This window comes from Neobacillus niacini, from assembly GCF_030817695.1.
Classification (GTDB): domain Bacteria; phylum Bacillota; class Bacilli; order Bacillales; family Cytobacillaceae; genus Neobacillus; species Neobacillus niacini_F.
Map to the genome: position 1 here is coordinate 764874 of NZ_JAUSZQ010000002.1, position 26073 is coordinate 790946.

The following is a 26073-nucleotide window of genomic DNA, read 5'->3' on the forward strand; positions in this document are numbered from 1 at the left end:
GGTATTCCATTTCCCCTCTATTTAGTAGAAGAAGCGGATGCAAGAGCTGCTATCCGCTTCAAGTTAACTGCAATCGTAGCCAATTTTGATTGTTTAGACACACTTAATAGACCATACCCCCTGGCTCGGGAGAGGCCGTGAAATCGTTTGAGCTCCGAATTCTTCCCTTCAATAGAAGCTCTCTTCTTATATTTTTCTTTGAACTCCTCTATCTTTTGATATTGAGAAATCTCATAAAATTCAGCAGTGTTTAATCCGACGACGAGGATTTTCCTTGCCTGTTTTTTGGCACATAGATCGTGCAAAGGACAAGTTTTACATTGCTTGATATCAAAATAGTATTTATACCCAGCCCTCAGACCATCCCCTCTCTTTTAATAAAAACTGATTATACTAGAAATTTGGAGACTTTTTCACTGGTCTCGAACCGTCCCGATGGTCTCTACCTTTTTCGATATTCTTTTACCCAAATTTACAAAAAATTTACATAAAAAAGAAGGGATTTCAGAATTTTTGTAAAATAATTACTATTGTTGGAATAATACATCAAAGGGAGAGAACTTTATGAAAGTATTGGTATCATTTTTTAACCGCATCATGCAGAGGTACTTGCCAGATCCATTTATATTCGTCATCATTTTAACTTTTGTTGTATTTGGATTAGGCCTTATTTTCACAGATAACGGTCCATACCAAATGGTCCAGCACTGGGGAAATGGCTTTTGGGCACTTCTATCCTTTACAATGCAGATGGTCCTCGTATTAGTAACAGGACATGTCTTGGCTAGCAGCCATATTTTTAAAAAAGGGCTAGGATCTCTTGCTTCATTTGCCAAATCACCAGGCCAAGCGATTGTTATCGTCACGATCGTATCGATGATTGCAAGCCTAATTAACTGGGGATTCGGGCTTGTCATTGGCGCTTTGTTTGCAAAGGAATTAGCGAAAAGAGTAAAAAATGTTGATTACAGGCTGCTAATTGCGAGCGCTTACTCAGGGTTTCTCGTATGGCATGGAGGAATTTCAGGGTCTGTCCCATTGACAATTGCCACTCCAGGACACTTTACAGAAGATCTAATCGGTGTGGTACCAACAAGTGAAACGATTTTTTCAACCTTTAATATCGTGATCGTAATAGGATTGCTTGTAACCATTCCTATTATCAACCGCTTAAGTATGCCCTCAAAGGAACAAACGATAACTGTTGACCCTGCACTCTTGGAGGGTGATATCCAGGCAGCGGCCATTGAAAAAGAAGCTCTAACACCTGCTGACAAACTTGAAAACAGCAAACTTATTTCTTTATTAATTGGATTACTTGGCCTTGTTTTCCTATTCTATTATTTCGCTAATAACGGATTTAAGCTAAATCTCGATATCGTCAATTTCTTATTTTTATTCCTTGGCATTCTATTTCACGGTACTCCAAAACAATTCTTGGACGCTGTGTTGAACGCGGTCAAAGGAACGAGCGGCATTATCATCCAATTCCCTTTCTATGCTGGATTAATGGGATTGATGACGACCTCAGGATTAGCTGCGGTCATATCTGACGCGTTTATTTCCATTTCAAATGAATTTACCTTCCCAATGCTTACCTTTTTGAGTGCCGGTATTGTCAACTTCTTCGTTCCTTCTGGTGGAGGGCAATGGGCAGTTCAAGGTCCTATTATGCTGGATGCAGCGACACAACTTGGTGCATCACTTCCAAAAACAGCGATGGCAGTTGCATGGGGCGACGCCTGGACGAACATGATCCAGCCATTCTGGGCACTTCCAGCACTGGCAATCGCTGGTCTGAAGGCGAAGGACATCATGGGTTACCTTGTCATGGTCCTTGTTGTCAGCGGTGTAGTCATTTCACTAGGATTCTTATTCTTCTAAACAAGAGAGGATGATTCAGAGAAAATGAATTATCCTCTCTTTTTATGTTGATTGGTCTATTCTTTTGGAAAAACTCATTTTTGACTATGTATCGATTTTTTTGATATCTATTACTATAATAGCTTACATATCTAAAAAGGCATGATTGCTGTCATACCTTAATTCTATGTTTTCCACGGCTTCAAGGTATATTCCCATTGGACATATTCGTCTTTCTACATAAAAGGTACGACTAATGCCTTGATAATTCTTCAATGAAAAAGTCTCCACCAATTGCTCCAAATCAACTTCAATTTCCTCTGACATGAATTCATCGTAACAATTCGTGCATAAATCTATGTTTATCTCTTCCATTTTTAAAGTAACTTTCACTTTATTAGAACCACAGCGCTCACACTTGTTCATAAATTCACCTACTTTTATCTCTCTTCCTTTTCATCACACCTGTTGAAAGCTCCAAACACAAAAAGAGAAAATCCAAGGTAAACAGTGACAGGTATTTATTTCGTTTGGCATCCATTTTTCGGAAATCCTACCACCTTTTTATTAGATCCACTTCTCGACAATATCCTTCCTACAAAGGAGGATTAAACTTAGGTGTGGCAGCATTTAAGGCTACTCTAATCAAACGATTAGTTAAAACCAATTCAACTATTTAACCGTTTGATTAAATTACGGATAAGCCCTTTTTAACAAACGGATTTTTGCCTGTTTTCAAGAGAATTAATTGTCGTATAAAAGTTGTGATACTTAGGAGTTTTATCATAGCTTAATTGCTGGACCTTCGTTTTAAAACTATTCAGTACCAAATCAAAATATAAAGCAGCAACCTTCGAAACGCGTACACCCAGTACATGGATTTTCTATGCTTCAATCAACAACGAAAGCGCTTTTGTGATAGTGAGAATGTTCTCCTCACTGACCGTTTGATATAGTGCCTGAGAAAGTTCCCGGATTGAACTCGGTAAGGCATGGTCATCAGCAACCCCTTCGCTAAAGGCATTTTTTAAGTACGACCATTTATCAACAGATGAAGCAAGCGCTTCTATTGAAATATAACCTAAATTATACCTCTTAAGCATATAAAACTCCTATAATCTAGTAGGTCAAGGATGGATCGAAACACATAAACAATATTATGTGCAGAAAGAATCAACCACTTTACCCTCCTGCAAACTAATAAATTAGATGGAATTTCTCTGGATGGTGCCTGGCACCCGTTTCCCATTACGTCGCCAATTTTATTTGAATCATCTCACTTTTCAGAAAAATATATTGATGATTGTATCGTTTTTTGTTAGTATGTAAACATATTTCAGAATACTATTGTAACTGACATCAGGAGGGTTTTATCATGGTAACATTTTTAGCAGCAATCGCTCTGTTACTCTTAGGCTATATGTTTTACGGAAAGTTGGTTGAGCGGACTTTTAAAATAAATCCGACAAGTAAAACTCCTGCCTATACGCAAGAAGACGGCCTTGATTATGTTCCTATGCCGTGGTGGAAAGGCTGGCTGATTCAATTATTAAATATCGCTGGATTAGGACCCATCTTTGGTGCCTTAATGGGTGCATTATATGGACCTGTAGCCTTCATTTGGATTGTGGTGGGCTGTATTTTTGGTGGAGCAGTTCATGATTATTTTTCCGGAATGTTGTCACTTCGTCATAATGGTGAACAATATCCATCTCTTGTCGGTCGTTATTTAGGTAAGAACATGAAATTTATCATTAATGTCGTATCACTAGTTTTAATGATTCTAGTAGCAGCTGCCTTTACAGCAGGGCCTGCACAATTGATTGCACAAGTGACTCCATTGTCTTTCGGAACAGCACTTATTATCATATTTGCCTATTTCTTATTGGCAACCATTTTACCAGTTAATCAAGTGATTGGAAAAATCTATCCTCTCTTTGGCGCTATATTAATTTTTATGGCTGTAGCCATTGCAGGAGCCCTTTTATTTATAGACAAACCAATTCCAAATATTACATTGTCTAATCTTCATCCACAAGATCTGCCAATATGGCCTTTATTAATGGTTACCGTATCGTGTGGAGCCATTTCCGGATTCCATTGCACACAAAGTCCAATTGTTGCAAGAACGTTGAAAAATGAACGTGACGGCCGCAAAGTATTCTACGGAGCAATGATTGGTGAAGGGATTATAGCCTTAATCTGGGCCGCTGCGGGAATGACTTTCTTTAATGGCACAGAAGGTTTACAAGCCGCAATAGCGGCTGGCGGACCTGCAGGTGTAGTAAACGAAATCTCTACATCTCTTTTAGGTAAACTGGGCGGAATTTTAGCGATCTTAGGTGTTATTATTTTGCCAATCACAACAGGAGATACAGCACTTCGTTCCTCGCGTATGATTTTAAGTGAGATGGTTGGTGCAAATGAGCAAACAAACTGGAAGCAAGCATTACTATATTCCATTCCTGTTTCCCTTCCAGCCTTATATTTATCAACCATTGACTATTCATTCTTATGGCGTTACGTAGGGTGGTCCAACCAGCTTGTAGCGGCAGTGACATTATGGACAGCAACAGTCTACTGTTTACGAAACGGTAAATTCCATTGGATATGCGGTATACCCGCATTGTTTATGACAGGAGTTGTCAGCACATATATTTTCTACGCACCAGAAGGATTAAAACTAAGCTATCAGCTATCCATGATCATCGGATCCATCATTACATTGGCAGTTACCTTCTGGTATATTTACCAAATACGCAGCCACCAGCAACAAACACTCGAAACGAAAACAGCTGCTTAACGTCTATAGCAAGTTGAGGCAGAGTCCTACTAGTGGACTCTGTCTTTTTTTTAAAATCAACAGAATGGCGAAGGTAACTAGCAGGTAGGGCGCTGGTGTGGCTACAGTCAATGCAACAGGAGAAGGTACTATATAATTTTTTAATGACCATGATCCAACAAAGGTAGCTATTCAGGCTATTGACAGCATTCAACATCAATCATTCAACTTCAAAAAAAGCAGCCAAACCATCACTTTTAAAGTAAGCTCCAACGGGAAGCCGGTCTCTTTTAAAAAAAACAGAAAGTTAAGATCTAATGGAAAGAGGAACTTCTTCACTACTGCCTTTGTCATTGAACCAATGTGCTAATCTTTCATCACAGGAATATATGGGATGAATTTTGAAATCCTGCCCGAATTAAATCGCAATATGGGTATTTTCTTATTCTTGGAATCATGTTATTGATCGGAATAGTTATGATGAATTGGTTTAAACGAAAAGGCTGGATTAGGAACGATTGATATTTTGAAATTATGGGTTCACTACCTCAAAACCTAATCGTATCGCTGGATTGTTCCAAAAGCGGAAAACATCCACCTAGACAGATAAAAAGCCGCTCCCAAAAAGGAGACTTTATTACCTATTATCCTACTGATCCAACTGCTCCGCAGAACGGCGTTCAGTTTTCACACTATTGCTCGAACTGCCGTTTTCGTAGGAGTGACTTGGACGGCCTTTTTCATAGGAGTGGCTTGGGCGTTGGATTGGGCTGTACTTTAGTACAGGTACAAAGGCAGTAAACTGTTGCCCTTTTGCCTGCTGCTCAAGCGCATACCCCATTCCAAGAATCTCGGCATCCGTCCACGCACGGCCCACAAGCTGCATAGAAATGGAATATCCATTCGGATTGGTTCCAACAGGTACAACAACGGTAGGTAGACCGACATTAGAAGTTAATACCCCGGTTCCTCGGTCAGAGCTCGATTGAGCTGCAGAACCTCCATTGTTGTACATATCACTGATAAAGCCTGGATAAACCACGGCATCGACATCGTAGTGGTCCATCCATTCAAGCAATAATCTTTTTATAATTCGCACGGTATTGGAGCCAAGCATCAACCTGTTCCGTCGTCATACGAGGTATATCCGAATTGCTCTGATTGTATGGCAAGTTTAGTGAAGAGGCATAAATGGCATCCCCATCAGCAAAAGGGAAATCATGGTGAAGCTCAATGTAGCGTGCCCATCCTTCTTCTGTCTTGTCTCCCGAAGGACTGCGGCCACCACTCGGCGCTGCGGACATTTCAACCATTGTGGCACCAGCTGCCTCAAGATCAGCTAAATGACTCTTTCAAAAGGGCTCTCCCGGTTTTTAATCAAACGTTTATTTAGGAAAAAATGTCCTAATCAAACGTTTGATTAAAAATGTGGTTTTTCCTGTGATGTAGGGCTTTAATGGTTTTAATAGGTAAAAAGCATGTCGGGATGTGAAAATATACTTAATTGCCAGCAATATCCTCATTGTTACTTTTTTACTATTAAATTATAATTTTTGTAAAGTTAGAAATTTAATATAAAGGAGCGAGCTATGAGAAAACTGGGGGCAATTTTACTTTCATTTTTATTATTAATCGGTTTATTTCCACAATTCACAAACGCTGCTGGAAACACGATGTTTGAGCAGGATCTTATACAGTATTTAAACGAAGTTAGTGAAGAAAGAGGTTTTGAGGTAACTAGGGAAGATATCGAAGCATCTCTTTCCGCATATGAAGACAGTCTTGAAAACTATGAATCTGTTGAAGAGATTGGTGGTTTCTTAGGTGAAGTGATTCAATTCGATTTAAGTAACTTAGATTCTATTTATGAGGAATTTGAACTAGATGAAGCGGGACTACATCAATTGTTAGAAGAAATTGGCGAGGAAGTAAATGATTATATTTTTGTTGATAATCTCTATTCCACTGTTTACTTCTATACAGAAGACGGGGTTTTTGAGCACGATCCCAATTTTGAACTGGACTTTGTGGAGTATTTAGCCACGGTTAGTGAAGAAAGAGGATTTGAAGTAACGAAGGAAGATGTAGAAGCGTCTCTTGCTTTATATGAAACGAAACTGGAGGAGTTTGAATCCGTAGAGGATTTAAGCGGTTTTCTCGCTGAAGTGATTAAGGCAGATTTTAGTAATTTAGATTACTTTTACAAAAATTATCAGTTGGATCAACCGGCTTTATTCCAATTGTTAGAGGAAAATGGCGATGACATTAATCAATATGTATATATCGATGACTTGGAGCAGGCTGTTTGGGAATATGCTGGTGATGAGCTGTTTCCTGGAATGGATGAAGAAATAGCTGCAGATCTACTTCCTATTTTTCAGGAAGAAATCGATCTTACCGATGAGGAGCTCCAACGAATTGAAGACCATTTGATGAGTTTGGAGGAACATCTCTCTGATCCTGCCATTCTAGAAAGACTTGAGGATTTGGGTAACCGGATGATGGCGTTCGAGGAATTTGATGTTGCTGCCGAGCTAACAGCCGAGCAAATTGCTGAGATGGCATCCATCTATGATGAATTTCTTTCTATCTTTAAGCTGAAGGCAGAGTATGCTCTGGTGCAAGGCGGATCAGAGAAAACACTTTCTTTTTGGGACTTACTGAACATGGAAGAACTAAAAGATGCTAAGTTAAAAGTGGCCTTTTTCAGTACGGACAGGCAATTGTTAGCGGATCTCATTGTAACGGGTGAAATGGTCGATTCTGGAACCGTTACTGAAACAGGTGTACAAATAAACGAGTCTGCTGAAGAAGTAACGAAAACCGTTGAACAATCAGCTGCCGTTAAACCACAAAAAAGCATTTCTAATGTGAAATCGGAGTTTAAGACGGTGAAAGGAGCAAAACTTCCAAAGACCGCTTCTGATTACCTGCCGAATGCACTATTAGGACTTGCTGTTGTTTTGATTGGAATCTTGATTTTACGAAAAGTAAGGAAGGCGTAAGATGAAACCATTTAAGCATCGCAAAAAGCGGATAATTCTTCTTTCGTTTACGTTCGCTGTCATTGGGTTTGGACTTTGGTTTTCTGGCAGCAATCTTTATAAGTTTTCAAAAGGATTTTTTGCAAATAAGACCGATGCTGCTACTATGCAAGTAGTAGAAGTTACTAAGCCAAGTAAAGAAGAGACCGATGAGGAGTTGTATTCTTCGCGCCCTAAAATGGGGGAAGAAATAGGCGAGTTGTATATCCCTAAATTAAATGCAACCCTTCCAATCTATCACGGAACAAACGAAGATGAGCTGGAAAAAGGAGTGGGGCATTTTGCCGGAAGTGTGCTGCCAGGTGAAAATGACAATTCCGTTCTTTCCGGTCATCGAGATACCGTATTCCGAAAGCTGGGAGAGGTAGGCGAAGGCGATGTGCTAATCGTTCGCACTTCCGCAGGGGAGTTTACCTACAAAGTCAACAAGGTACGGATTGTCGATGAAAACGATCGTACCGTGATTGTTCCGAAGCCAAGTGAAACCTTAACTGTTAGTACGTGTTATCCGTTTGAGTTTATTGGATCAGCGCCTGAACGGTATGTACTTGTTGCTTATTTGGCCTCCAAAACAGTGAGTTAATAAAAACCTCAACTCTGAGGTTTTTATTTTTTTGCGTGCCCAGCAGGCCGTTAATTGCTTATGGGTGAAAGTGTGACCAAGGGGACGGTTCCCCATAGCTCCCGTTATTACTACATAGACCATAGAGTAGACCCTATGGCTTCTAGTGACAATTTTCTACCAAGATTACAATGAAATCTCTTTAGTTATGTGCGGTAGTGACTGCTTTAATCAAACGTTTGATTAGCAACGAAACCTGTGGGTTTTTGTAGATTATTGGTTTTTATTCATTTTTATTGGTGAGTGCGAGTAAAGATTGGGACCTTCCATCGACAGAAAATTTTCCAAAGAAACAGCTGATTATCTAGAAACAAAATGGCTTTACCGACTTTTAATTAAACGTTTAATTAGTCATTTGATGGCTAACCAAACGTTTGATTAGATACGCTGCAACAGTTGTTATATCAACATTTGTGTTCTAAAAGAGATGTGTAGTTTGTCGATTAAGGGGTAAGTGGAAAAAAGTTAAAAGGTCAGACCGAAAGAAAGGGGAAGCTCAACATGCTAAGCTTCCCCTAGTAGTAAATATCCACTGGTAAGGTTTCATATGATTTTAAACATAATTTAGTACTATTCCGACCGGCAATCATATGTCTGTAGTACAATTCTCGAGGTTTCTCCAAATATCCAGTTTAACAACTTTCAATATTCTTCATGCTCATAATATGCGAACCCTCATTTACTTTTGAGGAATTCAGCCAGAACATTACCTTCAGATTATCTCATCATCGATTTCATTAATAAAATCCCCAAACTTCATCTCAAATGCTTTTGCAAGGTCATCGAGGGTCGTACCGGATGGTGATTTCAAATTATGTTCAAGTTCATAGATGTATTTTCTGGTTAACTTAGCCTTTGATTCAAGTTCCTCAATCGTCCAACCTTTTTCTTTTCTTAACCGCTTTAATCCAATTCCGATGTAAATTTTGGTCTCTTTCAAAAGGGATTCTCCTTTTTAAGACCATTACATCCTGCCTATCAAAACTCATCCACGTACTGTAGTACGCGAAATGACGTTTAGAAGATATAAATTTTTAAAAGTAGCAGAAAAAGACCCCGAATGCGGTTGTGATTGGTTAATCTTCAATTTTTTCAAACGTAATAATTTGATCCATATCGTCAATTTCCAGCACATCCGCAATACGGGTTAGATGATGAAAGTGGACATTGATCCTCTTTTGGTTGGCCAATTCACTTAAAGCCGCATGACGGACATCACTTAGACGGGATAATTTTCTTATGGTCATACCCTTGTCTAAAAGCAGTTCTTTTAATTTTATGACAACCACTCTGCCCATAGTTCTCCTTACTCCCAATCCGTTTTTTTTTAAAATTACGCTACAACGTAAGATAAAAGGCATTTCTTCTACTAGTTTTTGTTTTTACATAAAGTTGTAGCTGTAATTCTATTACATAATGACTTTAAGATTTACTCCACGTACTGCAATACGGAAAAAGTCCTATTATAAATTTGGATTGATTTGTTGCTAAATTGGACACAAAGTATATGTTTTTTAGTAAATATGATTGGATGATTCGAGTTTGTATCCTTTAAGGAAGGGATTTCTTACTGCAAACAGTCTTTTTGCTTAGGGATTAGCGGAAGAAACAGCCTGTTTAATCATTCATCAGGCTGTTTCTAAAAAGCGATTTGATAAAATATACCGTCAAGCTAATTATCGTGGCTCTAAATTTGTTTTTAGTCACATGTGCTTTCCGACCTTATTTTGCCTTTCCTTTTTCTTTTTCCGGCTTTCTTTGGTGGTTTCGAAATAAAAAATACTTGTTTATTCGCATTTTCGGTGGTAATTCTACTTAACTGCTCGGCTGCTTTCCATTTGTTATTAAACGAAAACAATTTGGAGTCGTTCATGAGTATCAGTCTATTTCGGAACTCGATCTGAGTTTTTCGTCTCAAACTATAGGTTCTTAAGATTTGGTTGGGATTAAACCAAATCGTCTCTTCGTGGTTATGTGATCTATCGGGAAAGACACAAATGTTATGTATATGGTTGAGCATGACAGGGCACATGGTGTTATTCCCCATAATAATTTTGGAAGTATCCATGGCACCCTTTAAATTAAAGCCAATACATCGGAGACTATCGTCCAGTATTTCCAAAGGAGATCGATCAACGATGAAAACACGGTGGAGCTCTCTTACTAGCGTACAAACTTTTGCATTTCGATCACGCAACCCAAACATGAACATCATATGCGGATTAATTATGTAGTACCTTTCAATACTCAAAACATCACTCCTAAATTTTTAGTTCTATCGAATTTTTAATTTGATAGCGGTTAGAAATGGATCAGTACTCCAACTAAATGATAATGAAACTTCAAATATTTGGTTGAAGTGAAGAACAGATGTTTTATGATTTACAAGTAAGAAAAGAGGTTTGTGTAGTAATATCATTTAGTGGTAAGGAACAGAATAATGGTTGAAATTGATTCTAGAAGTGTGTATTGAGCTATTTCATTTGTGCTTACTAAAAAAATACCATTTATTAATCTACTACTTGTTCCGCCTGTGCGTACCATTGGTGGATGTTTTGTGAATATTATGTGATTTTGTCGAATATTGGGTGGAACCTGGACAGTTAAGGACCGCGCTGTCCAGGTTGAAATAAAAATGTTAGTTATAAGTAGAAATCGTTTCTCTTAATTTTCTGATGGCACCCGATCTCCACTGCTTAACGGCTGATACTGAAACCTTCTCTTTTTCTGCTATTTCTTTAATCGATAATTGATCTAGAGACATGGCCATTACCCATTTTGCTTCCTTTTCGGTTAACCCTTCGCAATAACTTTGAATGGTTTCTTTCTCAAGAAAAGGAAGGGGTTCTATACCATCCATTGCATCGAAGAATTCTTGCAGCATGTAAATATGTTTTTCGTTAAAGTGGTTATTTTGGTTCATCTGTAACAACATCTTGCCTTTCATATAGGTGTAGGCATAATTCGAAAAGTTGCCTTTTCTTTCATCAAAGGCTTGTGCTGCTTCCCAAAGTCCAATAAGCCCAGTTTGATAGAATTCATCCTCATTTTTATAAATGTGCAATGATTTGATAATCTTATGAATCATAGGTTGATACTGAACGACTAAATGGTCAAAGCTCTCCACTGGTAAAACCCTTAAGGGCAGCGCGCTTCCGTTTTATTCCTAGGTAGATTTACCATAATCGATTCCTAGAGAATCTTCGAATTCAGGAAAATCGAATTTAACTTAGAAAAATAGATTTAAAGGGTAAAATTTGATTCAAATTGGAACAAGTGGTCCCAAAATATGATTTGTTTTTAAAAAAGTATAAGAGTTACTATCGGTGACACCATTCAGTTGCGATTAGACAAAGTTAAATATAAAAATAAAAGCGTGAATTCAAATATGAATTCACGCTAAGGACAGGTATGAGAAACTATAAATTCTGCATTTACATCTAGTTCAAACTCACCAATACCAACTGGAAGGATGAAGTGCATTCATTTTTTCAGCGAATTTCCGGCAATAAACTGATGTTTGTTGAGCAGGATGATTATTAATCTTTATGAATCATTACATAACCCTGTAAAAACAGCAATACTTGTTCACATTTGTAAATGATGCTTACTGCACTAAGATGCATTTGTTAAAAAAAGAAATAAAGGACCTGAAATAGTCCGTTTATTTTCATACTGTTTGTCAAATTATCAATTAACATCGCCATATTTATTTGCTTAGCTCATAAGTGGTTTGCTTAATGTATTTGTCATTCCTTTTAAAACTTTTCTACAACATACTGACCTGTTGCATCATCCGCACGTAAGATATAACCACCATATATATGACGAGATTCCCCGTCAGCTGCATGTACATTACCGAATCTAAGGGTTAATACTGGTAGGTCTGCAGCAAGATCAGAATTCTTTGCAATATACTCGATTAAGGCATCCATTTTTCCATCATTTAAAACAGGGGCGTCAACTGTATAAGTATCAACCACTCCATCATCACCAGTCCCAGCAACAGGCTCTGTTTGCATAAGTTCTCCCAGTAAGTTGAACACAGCATTATCGTAAAATGCCTCTAAAGGGCTAGTCCAGTGAAGACCTCGTATAGAGGCTATTGGATCGGAACTTGGAGTTTCAACTGCATACATCGGATTGGTTTGGTCTACCTTTGCTGTGTTATATGTACTAGTCGTTTCGGCTTCTAGCGTCGCTATGTACGCTTTTAACTCTTGTGATTCTTGATTCGCTTTTGCAATCTCTCCATTTGCTTTTTCTAAATCTGCAATCGCACGGTCATAGTTCGCTTGCAAAGAAGTCAATTGAGATTGAAGAGTGGCCGTTTGCGTTTCCAATTCTGTGATTTTTGCTTGCAAGTTTGTGATTTGAGCTTCCAATCCAGGAATTTTTTCGTTTTCAGCTGTTAGTTTATCCAGTTCCAATTGAAGAGCTTCTTTTTCGGCCGTCAATGTGGCGATGGTATTCTCTAAGTCTCCTATTCTCCCTTTTTGGTGGTCAATTTGACCGTTTTTTCCGGAAATGGTGGTGTTCAAGAAAGAAATGTCTCCTGCTAAGTTTTCTACATTTTCTTTCATGGACTCTGCATACCCTTTTACAGCTGATAGACTTTCACTTCCATTCCAAGTAAGAGCCCCAACAGTCAAAACACCTGTTACGGATGCAGCAACAACTAGATTACTAATAACACCCATTTTCATATCCCCCTAAATATTGCATTGTATGTAAGATACACATATTCCTCTATGGGAACATATAATCTCCTATTGTTCATTGTATATCTCCGTTAAATCGGTATCAATCGATATTTTTCTACCAATTTTGACCAGCTTGAAATCTTTGCAAAATGAAACATTACTTCAAAGACATCATCTTTGCTCACCCAAATGATTCATATAAGCTACGAATTTTCTGGACTTGTATCGACTCCGACACATAATGAATAAGTGAAGGGTCACTTACATTCTTTAATTCGGAGTAAATTCTATCCAACAAAGGTTTACTGTCATTATAAACGTTATGTTTCCCCCAGTTTTTAATGGCGAGTTCTCGCATCTCAGGATTATAACGAATCAACTTGTAATGCTTAATGAACCGTTCCATTAATATGTGAACTACATCAATCGAATAACCCAAATCAAAAGCCATTTGTTTTTTCGAAATTTGATAGATTCCGATATGGTTTATATTTGAATTCGTCAGTAGATAAAAGTAAAAATACTTATCCTGCGGGCTCATCACGCTATCAGGAGTACTCCAAAAATCATCATTTACCATTGCATACTCTACCATCTTTAACCTCTGCCTTTCTTCTATTAAAATTTTAATTTCTTCACGACCAACCGACCAAGGGGACGGTTCCTGCGGCTTTTGATTATGGTTTACACTTCACAGCAAATCGCAAGATTTGCCCGGTTTTTCGCTAATACCTTACATTTTTCTTTCGTTATTCTTTGCATTAATCCTTATCCAGGAAGGATTACTATTACACTTAACTAATCGTTTAATTAACCCGTTATTTTGTCGTAGACCGTCGTTTATGTGTTGTTTGTAGATTCATAGCGAAACCTAGAACCTATCAACCGGCAATAAATTTTCTGGAAAACTGTCCAACGTTCGTTTTTCAAAAGGGTTCATTCCCGTTCTAATCAAACGTTTGATTGACTTTAACGTGTTGAATGAAGTCAATCCATGTCAGGTAGTAGAGGTAAAAAGGAAATCTCAGGGTACACTTTAATAGAATCACTCAACTCTTATCAACAAACTTCCCGTATTCCTTCTTAAACTCCAGCTCAATCGTCCCAATTGGACCGTTGCGTTGTTTGGCGAGGATGATTTCGATTTTGTTTGGCTGTTTGCTGTCTTTACTGTAATAATCATCGCGGTAGAGGAAGGCGATGGTGTCTGCGTCCTGTTCGATTTGGCCGCTTTCGCGGAGATCGGAAAGCATCGGTCGTTTATCCTGTCTAGCCTCAACGCCCCGGCTCAGTTGCGAGAGAGCAATCACGCTGACATTCAAATCCCGTGCCAGCTTCTTTAAGAACCGGCTGATTTCACTAATCTCCGCCTGGCGGTTTCCTCTATGCTTGCTATCCCCATCAATAAGCTGGAGATAATCAATGATTACGAGTAATCGTGCCTGATCTCCATACCTTTTTCGCAGCGTGCGTACCTTCGAATAAATATAGTTCACATCCATACCGGCTTTATCAAAAATATGCAGCTGGCTGCCCGCAATCCTCCTAAGCGCATTTGTATATATGCTCCAGTCAACTTCCGAAAAATAACGATAGGGATTCCGGAGTTTCACCGAACTGATTTCTTCACAAATACAGACAGCGCGCTTTAACAATTGCTTTTTGGACATTTCGAGCGAGAAGATGACACTAACGTCTTGAACAGCATGGTGAAGTGCTAGATTAAGAGCAAAGGCGGTCTTTCCTACGCTTGGGCGAGCACCAATGATCATCAAGTCAGATTCCTGGAAGCCGCCTGTCAGCTGATCTAGCTTCGTAAAGCCGGAGGAGCATCCTGGTATGTCACCGAAGTCAGATTCACCTTCACCATATAATTCAATTAAACAAGGGGAAATTTCTCCGGAATCTTCCTCGTCATTTTGATGGTCTTCTAACTCCATTAACTGTTGTATCCCTTCACGGACTATCTGTTCAATGTCCCCATCCACGGCTTTCAGTTGGAATTCCTCCAAACAGGCTAGGGCTTTTCGGCGCTTATCATGGCTGCGGACAGCTTCTTCATACGCATGGAAGTGGGCAATCGAAGGGACGCTTCCTTGAAGTTGAACGATATAACTCATCCCTCCGACACTGCCAATTCGTTCTGCACCCATCTCTTCGAGAACCGTTACCAGATCAATCGGTTTTCCCTTCTTTGATAACGTTTGAATCACCTTATAGAGATTTCTTAAGGCGGGGGAGGAGAGCTGTTCCGGTTGAACCGAGCATCCCTGCGCCAGCCCATTGTCTAAAAAGAACGATCCAACAAAGGCCTCTTCGACGGCTTCACTATTGACTCCGTAATTTTCCATTTAGTCCACCCTCTGAATGCCAAGAAGTTCTCGTATTTTCGCCAGCTCAAGCTTCACTACTTCCTTATTCGTTTGAGGCTGGTCATTCATCAACTGTGTGCAGGTCTCCGCCGCGTCTGGGATTGCGCGTGACACTCCGCCTGTAGTTGAAATAAGATCACAAATTTTTGGAGGGAAGCTTGAATGCGTCACATAGTTTAGTAGATTTTTATGTAATTGTTCATAAGAGAAATCCTTTAGTGCCTGATGCCAGCTATCAATTTTTTGCTGATTAATTTGAAACTGCTCGTAATAAAGATAGATTTGTTCCAGGAGTGCGTACGTCTCTCGCTTAGTCTTCAAGGTTAAATGCCTCCTCCAATAACATTCTTTGTTCAGGCTGCTGATTGAGATACGATTCAAATTTGCTTCCGAACAGCGTTTCAGGACGGAGAAATTTACTCCATCGAGCATCCTGCCATTCCATTGACTTTAAATCGATTACATTCTTAAAATCCTCCATCGTGTAGCCTTCCTTGCATTTTGCTTGAATCAGGTCCTTCGTTTTACGAGAATCGGTTTTAAAGCTCTTGCCAGTCTTTTCATTCAGGTACTGAATGATGTCAGCAAACGGGATAGTCTTTTTCTCTGTAGTAATCTCTGAAGTACTCTCTGGTATTGCTTGGTTCAAATTGAACTGCATAGGAGTCTGTTCTGAAACCTCCGCTGGTTCAGATTGAGTCGTGGACGGCTCACATCGTTGTTCGATTTTTAACAGTTGCTCATAATCGATCGTATACCATTTCGTTTTATCGAGCTGCAAAGCATTCCAGTTATCCGATACGACAATGCCGCTTTTTTCTAGTGAGTAAAACGTCCGCCTAATCGTACTAATCGACCAAAAGGGGAACTGCTTCTGCCAATCCTCATACGTGTTGTAGACCCACTTTTTGCCCTAAATCTTATGCTTACTTATACTTAACCAATAATGAATCTGCTGCAGAACCACAGCCTCATTCATTCCAATCTTCACAGCCAAAGACGGAACAATCATCAATGGGGCTTCATTAATCAATAAAGTACTCATCCAAACCTCTCCTCTTTTTATCATCGAAACAGTGAAAACATCGCAGTTGATATCCTCGAAGTGCTCACCGTTTTCTCACCCTTTATATAGGGAAAAAAGGGGCAAAAGGACAGGGTCAAAACTAAATTATTTTTATTAATCGGCCTTATGTGTCGAAATTGTGAACGCATTCTTTGACAGGTTTTTTCTAATGAAAAGGATGGGATTGTTTTAACAACAAGATTTTTAGTACTTTTAACCAAATGATTGATTAGTTGAGTAAAGTGTTAATCAATCATTTGATTAAATACGCTGTATGTCCTTTTATTTAAGGTTTTTAGGCGTTTTATATCTGAAAAATTTGTTGGGATTTGGGTTTATACATGATATATAAATGGGAACTATCATTACTGGCGACAAAGGGGATGGTTCTCATGGTTTTTGGAATATGGTGGTGGGTACAACTATAAAGGGAACCTTTTACCATCCGGTGAAATTCCAATTCTCATGAGCTCGGTGAATTTCCGGGAGTTTATAAGATATTGGGTTACAGGTATACCAAATAGACTTAATTTCTTGGAAATCCCGTTGGGATTTATTTTGGTAAATTATACTTCCTGTTAGTATGTTAGCTGATTAAGTGCTAGTGGCTATCTAAAAAAGATGTTGTGTAATAGATAAAAGAACTTTGATGTGGAAAAATATTATTAGAGTAAAGAGGCAAAAGAGACCGGGCTATGTCCGGTTTCTTAAATTAATAGATTTTTTGAATCTATGATACAAAATGGACCCACCGAAAAACTCAAAAACTCGTAAGAATATTTTAATTATTTAAATTTTTCTGTTGCAAATGATAAATATATTTTATAAAATAAAAAATGTAAACGTTTACGCAAATCTTTCAGATAGTAGCAAAATAAATATTAATTTTCATATAAATTAATTATTAAAACGTTTACACTTTTAATGATAGCAAACTTAATTTTTTATGAAAACAGTTTTTAGTTTTAGAAAGAAATCAGCACGGACAATTTTAATAATAATTAAAAAGCCAACATTACTACAAAATGTAAACGTTATTACAAATTTTTGTTTCAATACATAAAACCTGCAACTATATCAATATTTAATTTGTAATAACGTTTACATATAGATTTGACATGGAGGATTAAAATGGCTTCTGAAATAACAATTAAAGATGTTGCGAAGCAAGCAAATGTATCAGTGGCAACAGTCTCAAGAGTCCTGAATGGGCTCGATAGAGTCAGTGAAAAAACACGCAAAAAGGTACAAAAAGTGGTAAAGGAATTAAATTATGTCCCAAACACTATGGCAGTATCCATGGTTACTAAACAAACGCAAATGTTGGCAGTTGTTGTTCCTGTATTTGAAAATCCATTTTATACAGCAGTTATAAAAGGGACAGTAGATGTTGCAAGTCAAGAGGGATACCATACCGTTGTATTTTCAACCAATGATAATGAGAAGGAAGAGGCCGCTTTTTTTATGAGCTCTCTAAAAAGAAATGTTGATGGAATTGTTTTAATTGGGGCTCATAATAATCCGGAATTTTATCAAAGTATTAATAAACCAGTCATTTTAGTGGATCGTTACATTGAAGGTAGTGGCCTTGATGGAGTGGTAATTGACAATTTTAGGGGAGCATATGAATCCACTAAGTATTTAATTGAAAATGGTCATCGTCAAATTGCTATTATTTCTGGTCCGCAAACGTTTAATGATGGAATCGAAAGGTACAGAGGTTATCAACAAGCGCTAAAAGATTACGAAATTGATTTTATTCCTGAATATAGTAAGCAAGGCGATTGGTTTGAGGATCATGGTTATCAATCAATGAAAGAATTAATGAATCTTAGTAATCCACCAACTGCAGTGTTTGCAGCAAACAATATGATTTGCCAAGGAACTATTAAAGCAATAAGAGATTTAAATTTACAGATAGGGTCAGATGTATCCCTTGTTGGTTTTGATGAAAATACTTTAGCTGATTTTGTAAATCCAAGAGTATCTGTTATAAAACGTCCAACATATGAAATGGGTATTCATGCAGCTGAAATGCTGCTTCAAAGATTAAAGCAAGGAGAAAAAAAAGACTTGGTTCCTAGGAAGCTTACACTAGGGGTTGAACTTTTGAAATACGGTTCTGTGAAGAATCTAGGAGGTGAAATTAATGCCTAATATTTTGGTAGTCGGCAGCATGAATATGGATATCGTGACTAGGGTAAATAGACATCCCTTACCGGGTGAAACGATTCATGGATTAAACACATCCTTTTTTTCAGGAGGTAAGGGAGCAAACCAAGCAGTTGCAGCTGTAAGATCAGGTGCAACGGTAACTATGGCAGGCGCATTAGGTGGAGATTTTTTTGGTAATGAAATTTCTAGATTGCTATTAAATGACCATATTAATTTAAAGCATGTTCAAAAGAAATGTTCTATGACAGGGATGGCTATTATTACAATTGATGATAGTGGAGAAAATAATATTGTTTTGAATGAAGGCGCAAACGGCAAATTTATGCCAGAGGATCTTCTAGATGTTGAGCTAATTCAATACGATGCCATTCTTATGCAAAATGAAATACCCTGGGAAACAAATGCATTTATCTTAGAAAAAGCTTCTGTATTAAATATTAAAACTGTCTTTAACCCTGCACCGGCTTTAACTATAAAAGATAGATATTTTCCAATGATAGATTTACTTATTTTAAATGAAATTGAAGCGTCTGAGATGACTAATATTCCAGTTAAAGACATAGAAAGTGCTTGTAAATCAGCATTATGGCTTATTGAGAAAGGAGTTTCTGAAGTCATTATAACTTTAGGAAAACAAGGAGCTATTTATATGGATCAAAATGGCTCCTTCTTCAAATCATTTGCCTATAATGTAACAACTGTTGATACTACGGCGGCTGGTGATACATTTATTGGTGCGTTTGTAAGCGCTTGTTTTAATAATGATGTTGCTGATAGTTTAAAATATGCAGCGGCCGCAGCTGCTTTAACAGTTACGAAAGAGGGTTCACAAAATTCCATTCCATACTTAAAACAAGTGGATGCGTTAATTAAAGAAACACAAGATTCTTTAATTAACGTTTGAAATTAATATCTGCTCCCCTTGAAGAAAAAAAATCCTTATAAGAGGTAAACATGATTCAAGGGGATAAAAGGAGTAAAAATTTTAAAATATATATAAATATAAGAAATAGTGGAGGATTCGAAATGAAGGTATTGTTTATAGGTGAATCTTGGATGGTTCATATGATTCATGTAAAGGGGTATGACAGTTTTACTTCTACTAAATATGAAGAAGGAGCTACATTCTTACTTAATAGTTTAAGAGAGGCAAATGTTGAAGTGAATTATATGCCTGCCCATGAGGTTCAGGTACGTTTTCCTAAGAAATTGGAAGACCTTCAACAATATGATGCAATTGTTCTAAGTGATATAGGTGCCAATACTTTCTTGTTGCAAAACTCGACTTTCTACCAAATGGAAATAATTCCTAATTCATTAGAATTGCTTAAAGAGTATGTTGCCCTAGGTGGAGGCTTACTAATGATTGGCGGCTACCTATCCTTTATGGGTATTGAAGGTAAGGCCAATTACAAGAATACAGTGCTAGCAGAGGTGCTTCCTGTTGAAATGCTCGATACAGACGACCGTGTAGAAATGCCTCAAGGAATCAGAGCTGAAACAATCAAAGATCATGTTATTACAAAGGGGATGGAAAATTGGCCAAACTTCCTTGGCTATAACAAGTTCAAAGTGAAGGATGGAGCTGAGGTACTTGTTAACATTCAAGAGGACCCACTCCTTGTAGTTGGGGAATATGGCAATGGAAAAACGGCGTGTTTTGCCAGTGATTGTGCACCACATTGGGGCCCAAAAGAGTTTATGGATTGGGAATATTATCAGCCTTTATGGGTTCGTATTTTAGAACATATTCAAAAATAACAACAACAAGTTGGTGAATAAACATGAGAGCAGATGAAATTGTTCAGTTAAACAAAGAAGAGTATATCGGTTTCTTATCAAAGTTGGTTCAAACGGATACTCAAGTTATTGGGCACGGACTGTTAGGAGGAAATGAGAGAGCAGGGCAGGAAATCATCAAGCAAAAACTAGAAGACCTTGGCTTTGAAATTGATGAATTTTTGGTCGAAGATGAAAAAATCAAAAAATATCCTGGTGCTAATTTGGGTCATGATAATCGTAATCGCCCAAATATTGTTGGAACTTTAAAAGGAGCAGGCGGCGGGAGGTCTTTAATTCTAAACGGTCATATCGATACAATGCCTTTTGGTGATCGGGAGAAATGGTCTAATGACCCTTTCCTTGGCAAAGTTCAGGATGATGTTCTTTATGGACTTGGATCAACCGATATGAAAGCTTCATTAGCTGCAATGGTTATGGCTGCACAAACAATCAAAGCCATGGGTTACCAATTAAAAGGTGATCTAATTATTCAATCTGTTGTAGATGAAGAAGGCGGCGGGAATGGAACCCTTGCATGTATAGAACGGGGCTACGCCGCTGATGCCGCGATTGTCGGCGAACCAACTCAATTAAACGTTCAGCCTGCACATATGGGCTTCTTATTCCATGAAATTGTTGTAGAAGGTAAAAGTCTTCATTCCAGTCAACTTTGGAATGGTGTTAATGCTATTGATAAGGGTATTAAAATCTACCAAGCTTTAAAAGACTTGGAACATCATTGGCTAATGACAGAAAGACATTCGCTTTTACCAGGCCCCACTATTAATCTTGGAGAGATAAAAGGGGGCATAGCGGGTTCAGTTGTTCCAGACTCTTGTACATTAAAAACTTGCCTTCATTATCAGCCAAAGCAATCAGAAACCTATGAACAAACGAGAAATCGCGTGAATGGGGAAGTTCTTGAGGTAATTGAAAGGGTTACCAAAGGGGATGAATGGTTAGAAAGGCATCCTCCTAAAGTAAGTGTCTATCAGGAAGGATATCCTTTCGAGACTTCAATTTCTCATCCATTGGTTCATGAGATGAAGAGAGTGATAGAAGAGGTATTGGACAAAGAGGCTGTCATAGAAGGAATGCCAGCAGGATGTGATGCCCGTTTATTAGCCGGTTTCGGTAACATTCCAACGATCATTGTGGGGTGTGGAGATCCAAAGCAATGTCACTGTGTTGATGAATCAGTGCCTGTGTCGCAGTTTCTATCTCTAATAGAAATCTATGTTCAATTTATTATTTCTTGGTGTGGTATAGAATCAATAGATTAAAAAACTATTAAATCAGGAGGGAAAAGGAATGAAAAAAGTATTCTTATTAATTGTTGCAGCCATGCTACTTGTATTATCAGCTTGTGGATCTAATGAAAAAGCAGGGTCCGAAAAGAAAGACGATGGAAAGTTAACGATTGGGGTTACAACAGCAACGCTCCGACACCAATTCTTTATTGATATTGATGATGGGATGAAAAAGGCGGCAGAAGACGCTGGAGTTGAATTGTTGGTAAATGACCCTAACCTAGATCTAGCAAAACAAGTATCTTCCATTGAAGATTATATGCAAAAAGGAGTAGACGCTCTAGTAGTTTTAGCAGTAGATAATGCTGGAGTTGTTCCTGTTATAGAAGAGGCGAAGGATAAAGGGATACCTATTATTACCGCTGATGCTGTTGTGGATAGTAAAAGTGTTGATACATTTATCGGAACTGAAAACTATGAAGCTGGAAAGCAGTTAGGTGAGTATTTAAAGAAAGATATTGAAGCGAAAGGAAAAGATGTAAAAGTTGCTGTTGTTACTCATGAACAATCTTTTGTTCAAAAACAAAGGTTAGATGGGTTAAAAGAAGTTCTAAAAGATGTTAAGGGTGTAGAAATTCTGAATAGCCAGCCTGGATACGACCGTCAGAAATCAATGGCAACAGTTGAAAATATTCTTCAGGCAAATTCTGATGTCGATTATATTTATGCTACCGCAGAGAATAGTGTACTTGGGGCTTTAGCCGCTCTTGAATCAGCTAATAACAAGCATACAAAAATCGTTGGTTTTGATGTAACCAAAGAAGCAGCTGAAGGAATACGCGGTGATTATATTCTTGCAATGATTCAACAGCAGCCTGTCAAAATAGGTGAAGAGTCTATTAAAGCAGCTCTTGAAGCTGCCGGTGGCAAGAAGTTAGAGAAAAATATTAGTGTTCCAGTCATTCTTGTAGATAAAGAAAATGTAGATGAACATTTCAAAAAATAAATTAGGGAGATTATCTCCCTGATTTTATAACCAAATGATAGGGGGGAGTTTTTAATTGAACTCACCAATAATTGAGTTAAAAAATATTACGAAGGAATTTTCCGGTGTAAAAGCACTTAAAGGTGTGTCCCTTACTGTCTACCCAGGGAGTGTACATGCCCTTGTAGGGGAAAATGGTGCAGGGAAATCTACCTTAATGAAAATTCTAACGGGTGCCTATTCAAAAACTAGTGGGGAAATTCTTTATAAAGGTGAAACCATTGAGAATATCGATCCGAAAACTTCAAAGAAAATTGGGATTCATTGTATTTATCAAGAATTAAATGTGGCAAACTACCTGACTGTCGCAGAGAACGTCTTTCTTGGCAGTCAACCTGTCAAAAAAACGGGTCTTATCGATTGGAAGCAAATGAATGAAAAGGCAATGGAGATTTTTGCATCGCTGCAAATTAATCTTAATCCTAAACAGATTGCGAAAGACATAAGTATAGCGCAAAAACAGATGATTGAGATTGCACGTGCTATTTCACAGGAAGCAAAAATCTTGATCATGGATGAGCCAACATCCTCTTTATCAGAAAGAGAAACAGAGATATTACTATCTTTAGTAACAGAACTAAAAAACAAGGGTGTCAGCATACTATACGTCTCACACAGAATGGATGAAATTTTCAGGATATGTGATACTGTTACCGTTTTAAGGGATGGTACCCATATTAAAACGTTACCAATGAGTGAAGTCAAAAATGTCGATACACTTGTAGAATTAATGGTTAACCGAAAGATGGATGATTATTTTAATAAGATAAAAGTTCCTATCGGTGAACCTATATTGAAAGTGCAAAATCTTTCAAAGACCGGATTCCTTAAAGATATTAATCTTGAATTGCGAAGAGGTGAAATTCTTGGGATTGCCGGTCTGGTAGGTTCAGGAAGGACAGAAATTGCTCAGGCGCTATTCGGTTTGTTAAAGAAAGATACGGGTGAAATTCTGATTAATAATAAATTAGCGAAAATTAACAACCCGAGTGATGCAATCAAGCTTGGCATTGGATTTGTGACAGAAAACCGTAAAGAAACAGGACTGGTTTTAAAGCAGACAGTTAGAGATAACATATCTCTTCCAAATCTTAGGAAGTTTACTAAACGTTTAATTGTGAATAAAAAAGCAGAGAAGAAAGTTTCGGAAGAGTACAAGCAGATATTAAATATTAAGGCAAACACTATTGAGCAAAAGGTTTCTACTTTAAGTGGGGGTAATCAGCAAAAAGCCATTATTGCTCGTTGGATGATTCAAGAACCGCGTATCCTTATCTTAGATGAGCCATGCCGTGGGGTAGACGTAGGGGCAAAAGCGGAAATCTTTGCGCAAATTAGTAAACTAGCTGAACAAGGAGTCGGGATTATTATGATCTCATCTGAATTATCTGAAATCGTTGGGATGAGTGATCGTGCGCTCGTCATGAGAGAAGGTTCTATTGCAGGTGAACTTGGCAAAGACATGATAACTTCTGACAATATTTTAAAATTGGCCTTTGGGGGTGCAATAGGTGCTTAATAATACTTCGACAAACGTGAATATTAATCAAACTACCCAAACTACTAACTGGAAACAAAAACTATATGTGATTTTTGATAAGGGTAGTACAACTATAGGACTTGCGCTGCTATTCATCATCATGTCTATTATTACAACCGATTTTTTAACCGTCGACAATTTGCTTAATGTCATGCGTCAATCTGCTGTTTTATGTATTATGGCCGTTGCTATGACCTTCATTATTATCACGGGAGGAATTGACTTAAGTGCAGGATCACAGTTGGCTGTAAGTGGGGTAGTAGTGAGTGGATTAATCGTTGCTGGTGTCTCGATTCCCATTGCGATTCTTATTACTGTTTTGGTTGGAGGGTTGATCGGTCTCTTTATGGGAACAGTAATTTCAACACAGAATATTCCTCCATTCATTGTTACTTTAGCAATGACAACCATTCTAAGTGGTATTGCTTTTGTTTATACGGAAGGTACTCCGGTAGTTATAACTGATGCTGTTTTTCGTGAAATTGGCCGGGGCTATATTGGACCAATACCAACGGCTATCATCATTATGATTGTTGTTGCCATTATTGGTCATATATTATTGTCGCATACTCGATTTGGCAGATATGTCTATACGATTGGTGACAATGAAGAAGCAGCCAGATTATGCGGTATTAATGTGAAATGGGTTAAAACAGGCGTATATGCTTTTGGCGGTGCGGTTACAGCAATCGCTGGTATTGTCCTTGCCTCTCGTCTTTCTTCGGGATCGCCGAATGCGGGTACAGGTTCAGAATTAGACGCTATAGCTGCTGTTGTTCTAGGTGGAACAAATCTTTTTGGGGGCGAAGGGAAAATTGCTGGAACTCTAATGGGAGTAGCGATTATTTCCATTTTGAATAACGGGCTAAATTTATTAAATGTTTCTTCCTATAATCAATTGATGATTAAAGGTGTCGTAATTCTGTTAGCAGTTTGGCTGAATTCAATTAAAGCAAGAAAGAAGGCGAGTGTGTAGGTGAATATGATGATTGGTGGCGGAATATTTCCAGAAAAGAAACTTATTTTAGAAAATATATTTAGTGTTACTAAGCCAATTATAGGAATGGTTCATTTAAAACCACTTCCAGGAGCTCCACATTACAAAGGAGAAAGTATCGAAGAGATTATCGAGTTTGCCCTTGAGGATGTTCGACGATTGGAAGAAGGAGGGGTTGATGGATTACAAATAGAAAATGCATGGGACCTTCCCTTTCCAAAGCCTGAAGATTTTAGCTTTGAAACAGTAGCCACAATGACTGCTATAGGTGTAGAAATTGCCAAAGTCTCGAATTTACCTCTCGGAGTTAACTGTTTAGCTAATGCAGTCATTCCGGCTATTGCAATTGCAAAAGCATGTAACGCTAAGTGGGTTCGATCTAACCAATGGGTTAATGCTTATGTCGCTAATGAAGGTATCGTCGAAGGTGCATCGGCAAAAGCGATGAGATATAAAGCAAATCTTTTCGGTGACGATATTAAAATTATGGCTGATGTTCATGTCAAACATGGAAGCCATTCAATCGTTGCGGACCGTAGCTTAGCAGAACAAACAAGGGATAATGAGTTCTTTGATGCAGATATATTAATTGCTACTGGTAACAGAACTGGTGACGAAACATCATTAGACGAGCTTATTGGGATTAAGGAATCTGCTAGTTTACCAGTCATTATCGGAAGTGGAATGACAATTGAAAACGCAAAAAAGATTCTCTCTATAGCTGATGGAGCTATTGTAGGAAGTTCTTTAAAGGAAAACGGAAATTGGTGGGAAAGAGTAAATAGTGACAGAGTCAAACGGTTCATGGATCAAGTCATTTCACTCCGATAGA

Annotated in this window: 27 protein-coding genes and 1 pseudogene; 13 read left to right on the plus strand and 15 right to left on the minus strand. The window is 38.1% G+C overall.

The window, feature by feature from the left end; genetic code table 11:
• Nucleotides 1-32: 32 nt before the first annotated feature.
• Nucleotides 33-356: pseudogene (locus QFZ28_RS04110) on the minus strand (transposase); the annotation flags it as partial.
• A gap of 208 nt (nucleotides 357-564) precedes the next feature.
• Here QFZ28_RS04110 and QFZ28_RS04115 point away from each other — a divergent pair.
• Complete coding sequence (locus tag QFZ28_RS04115; RefSeq protein WP_307193471.1) at nucleotides 565-1884, plus strand: short-chain fatty acid transporter; 1320 nt, start codon at nucleotides 565-567, stop codon at nucleotides 1882-1884.
• A 123-nt stretch (nucleotides 1885-2007) separates the two neighbouring features.
• Here QFZ28_RS04115 and QFZ28_RS04120 read toward each other — a convergent pair whose 3' ends face one another.
• On the minus strand, nucleotides 2008-2289 hold the full coding sequence (locus QFZ28_RS04120; RefSeq protein ID WP_307193472.1) for a DUF7686 domain-containing protein: 282 nt from the start codon (nucleotides 2287-2289) through the stop codon (nucleotides 2008-2010).
• Between the two features lie 458 nt (nucleotides 2290-2747).
• The gene (locus tag QFZ28_RS04125) at nucleotides 2748-2966 is read right to left on the minus strand and encodes a hypothetical protein (RefSeq protein ID WP_307193473.1); all 219 of its coding nucleotides are present in this window, start codon (nucleotides 2964-2966) and stop codon (nucleotides 2748-2750) included.
• 272 nt (nucleotides 2967-3238) lie between these two features.
• Here QFZ28_RS04125 and QFZ28_RS04130 point away from each other — a divergent pair, with 272 nt between their 5' ends.
• Nucleotides 3239-4666, plus strand: coding sequence for a carbon starvation CstA family protein (locus QFZ28_RS04130; protein WP_307193474.1), 1428 nt, complete (start codon nucleotides 3239-3241; stop codon nucleotides 4664-4666).
• A gap of 373 nt (nucleotides 4667-5039) precedes the next feature.
• Nucleotides 5040-5111 (plus strand): hypothetical protein, encoded by a 72-nt coding sequence (locus QFZ28_RS29665; protein ID WP_373428111.1) that lies wholly within the window; start codon nucleotides 5040-5042, stop codon nucleotides 5109-5111.
• Nucleotides 5112-5294: 183 nt separating this feature from the next.
• Here the strand turns inward: QFZ28_RS29665 and QFZ28_RS04140 are convergent, their stop codons facing one another.
• Nucleotides 5295-5723, minus strand: coding sequence for a hypothetical protein (locus QFZ28_RS04140; RefSeq protein ID WP_307193475.1), 429 nt, complete (start codon nucleotides 5721-5723; stop codon nucleotides 5295-5297).
• A complete protein-coding gene (locus QFZ28_RS04145; RefSeq protein WP_307193476.1) occupies nucleotides 5716-5958 on the minus strand; it encodes a hypothetical protein in 243 nt (80 codons plus the stop codon). The genes QFZ28_RS04140 and QFZ28_RS04145 overlap by 8 nt, the downstream gene beginning before the upstream one ends.
• A 276-nt stretch (nucleotides 5959-6234) precedes the next feature.
• Here QFZ28_RS04145 and QFZ28_RS04150 point away from each other — a divergent pair, with 276 nt between their 5' ends.
• Both QFZ28_RS04150 and QFZ28_RS04155 read left to right on the plus strand, forming a co-directional pair.
• Nucleotides 6235-7650, plus strand: coding sequence for a processed acidic surface protein (locus QFZ28_RS04150; protein WP_307193477.1), 1416 nt, complete (start codon nucleotides 6235-6237; stop codon nucleotides 7648-7650).
• Nucleotide 7651: 1 nt separating this feature from the next.
• The gene (locus QFZ28_RS04155) at nucleotides 7652-8272 is read left to right on the plus strand and encodes a class D sortase (RefSeq protein WP_307193478.1); all 621 of its coding nucleotides are present in this window, start codon (nucleotides 7652-7654) and stop codon (nucleotides 8270-8272) included.
• A gap of 751 nt (nucleotides 8273-9023) precedes the next feature.
• On the opposite strand, the gene QFZ28_RS04160 is transcribed toward QFZ28_RS04155, so the two are convergent.
• The 10 genes from QFZ28_RS04160 to QFZ28_RS04200 form a co-directional block, all read right to left on the minus strand.
• The gene (locus QFZ28_RS04160) at nucleotides 9024-9251 is read right to left on the minus strand and encodes a helix-turn-helix domain-containing protein (protein WP_307193479.1); all 228 of its coding nucleotides are present in this window, start codon (nucleotides 9249-9251) and stop codon (nucleotides 9024-9026) included.
• A 136-nt stretch (nucleotides 9252-9387) separates the two neighbouring features.
• The gene (locus QFZ28_RS04165; protein WP_307193480.1) at nucleotides 9388-9609 is read right to left on the minus strand and encodes a helix-turn-helix domain-containing protein; all 222 of its coding nucleotides are present in this window, start codon (nucleotides 9607-9609) and stop codon (nucleotides 9388-9390) included.
• Between the two features lie 401 nt (nucleotides 9610-10010).
• Nucleotides 10011-10562: a competence protein ComK gene (locus QFZ28_RS29670; RefSeq protein ID WP_373428039.1), complete on the minus strand. Its 552-nt coding sequence runs from the start codon at nucleotides 10560-10562 to the stop codon at nucleotides 10011-10013.
• 387 nt (nucleotides 10563-10949) lie between these two features.
• Nucleotides 10950-11438, minus strand: a complete 489-nt coding sequence (locus QFZ28_RS04170; protein WP_307193481.1) for a sigma-70 family RNA polymerase sigma factor — start codon at nucleotides 11436-11438, stop codon at nucleotides 10950-10952.
• 631 nt (nucleotides 11439-12069) lie between these two features.
• Nucleotides 12070-13011 (minus strand): hypothetical protein, encoded by a 942-nt coding sequence (locus tag QFZ28_RS04175; RefSeq protein WP_307193482.1) that lies wholly within the window; start codon nucleotides 13009-13011, stop codon nucleotides 12070-12072.
• A 184-nt stretch (nucleotides 13012-13195) separates the two neighbouring features.
• The gene (locus QFZ28_RS04180; RefSeq protein WP_307193483.1) at nucleotides 13196-13609 is read right to left on the minus strand and encodes a hypothetical protein; all 414 of its coding nucleotides are present in this window, start codon (nucleotides 13607-13609) and stop codon (nucleotides 13196-13198) included.
• A gap of 454 nt (nucleotides 13610-14063) precedes the next feature.
• The gene (gene dnaB, locus QFZ28_RS04185) at nucleotides 14064-15365 is read right to left on the minus strand and encodes a replicative DNA helicase (protein ID WP_307193484.1); all 1302 of its coding nucleotides are present in this window, start codon (nucleotides 15363-15365) and stop codon (nucleotides 14064-14066) included.
• The gene (locus QFZ28_RS04190; protein WP_307193485.1) at nucleotides 15366-15707 is read right to left on the minus strand and encodes a replicative helicase loader/inhibitor; all 342 of its coding nucleotides are present in this window, start codon (nucleotides 15705-15707) and stop codon (nucleotides 15366-15368) included.
• The gene (locus QFZ28_RS04195; RefSeq protein ID WP_307193486.1) at nucleotides 15697-16167 is read right to left on the minus strand and encodes a conserved phage C-terminal domain-containing protein; all 471 of its coding nucleotides are present in this window, start codon (nucleotides 16165-16167) and stop codon (nucleotides 15697-15699) included. Before QFZ28_RS04195 ends, QFZ28_RS04190 begins: the two co-directional genes overlap by 11 nt.
• Nucleotides 16168-16299: 132 nt before the next feature.
• Nucleotides 16300-16431, minus strand: a complete 132-nt coding sequence (locus tag QFZ28_RS04200) for a hypothetical protein (RefSeq protein WP_307193487.1) — start codon at nucleotides 16429-16431, stop codon at nucleotides 16300-16302.
• A gap of 1152 nt (nucleotides 16432-17583) precedes the next feature.
• On the opposite strand from QFZ28_RS04200, the gene QFZ28_RS04205 reads away from it, so the two are divergent.
• From QFZ28_RS04205 to QFZ28_RS04240, 8 genes are all read left to right on the plus strand, one after another.
• Nucleotides 17584-18609 (plus strand): LacI family DNA-binding transcriptional regulator, encoded by a 1026-nt coding sequence (locus QFZ28_RS04205; RefSeq protein ID WP_307193488.1) that lies wholly within the window; start codon nucleotides 17584-17586, stop codon nucleotides 18607-18609.
• Nucleotides 18602-19531 (plus strand): ribokinase, encoded by a 930-nt coding sequence (gene rbsK / locus QFZ28_RS04210; RefSeq protein WP_307193489.1) that lies wholly within the window; start codon nucleotides 18602-18604, stop codon nucleotides 19529-19531. Before QFZ28_RS04205 ends, rbsK begins: the two co-directional genes overlap by 8 nt.
• 122 nt (nucleotides 19532-19653) lie before the next feature.
• Entirely contained in the window at nucleotides 19654-20388 is a 735-nt protein-coding gene (locus tag QFZ28_RS04215) for a glutamine amidotransferase (protein WP_307193490.1), read from the plus strand.
• Between the two features lie 23 nt (nucleotides 20389-20411).
• A complete protein-coding gene (locus tag QFZ28_RS04220; protein WP_307193491.1) occupies nucleotides 20412-21692 on the plus strand; it encodes a M20 family metallopeptidase in 1281 nt (426 codons plus the stop codon).
• A gap of 28 nt (nucleotides 21693-21720) precedes the next feature.
• Nucleotides 21721-22665: a substrate-binding domain-containing protein gene (locus QFZ28_RS04225; protein WP_307193492.1), complete on the plus strand. Its 945-nt coding sequence runs from the start codon at nucleotides 21721-21723 to the stop codon at nucleotides 22663-22665.
• Between the two features lie 55 nt (nucleotides 22666-22720).
• On the plus strand, nucleotides 22721-24223 hold the full coding sequence (locus QFZ28_RS04230; RefSeq protein ID WP_307193493.1) for a sugar ABC transporter ATP-binding protein: 1503 nt from the start codon (nucleotides 22721-22723) through the stop codon (nucleotides 24221-24223).
• 121 nt (nucleotides 24224-24344) lie between these two features.
• A complete protein-coding gene (locus tag QFZ28_RS04235) occupies nucleotides 24345-25220 on the plus strand; it encodes an ABC transporter permease (protein ID WP_373428112.1) in 876 nt (291 codons plus the stop codon).
• 6 nt (nucleotides 25221-25226) lie between these two features.
• Nucleotides 25227-26072, plus strand: coding sequence for a BtpA/SgcQ family protein (locus tag QFZ28_RS04240; protein WP_307196945.1), 846 nt, complete (start codon nucleotides 25227-25229; stop codon nucleotides 26070-26072).
• Nucleotide 26073: the final 1 nt, after the last annotated feature.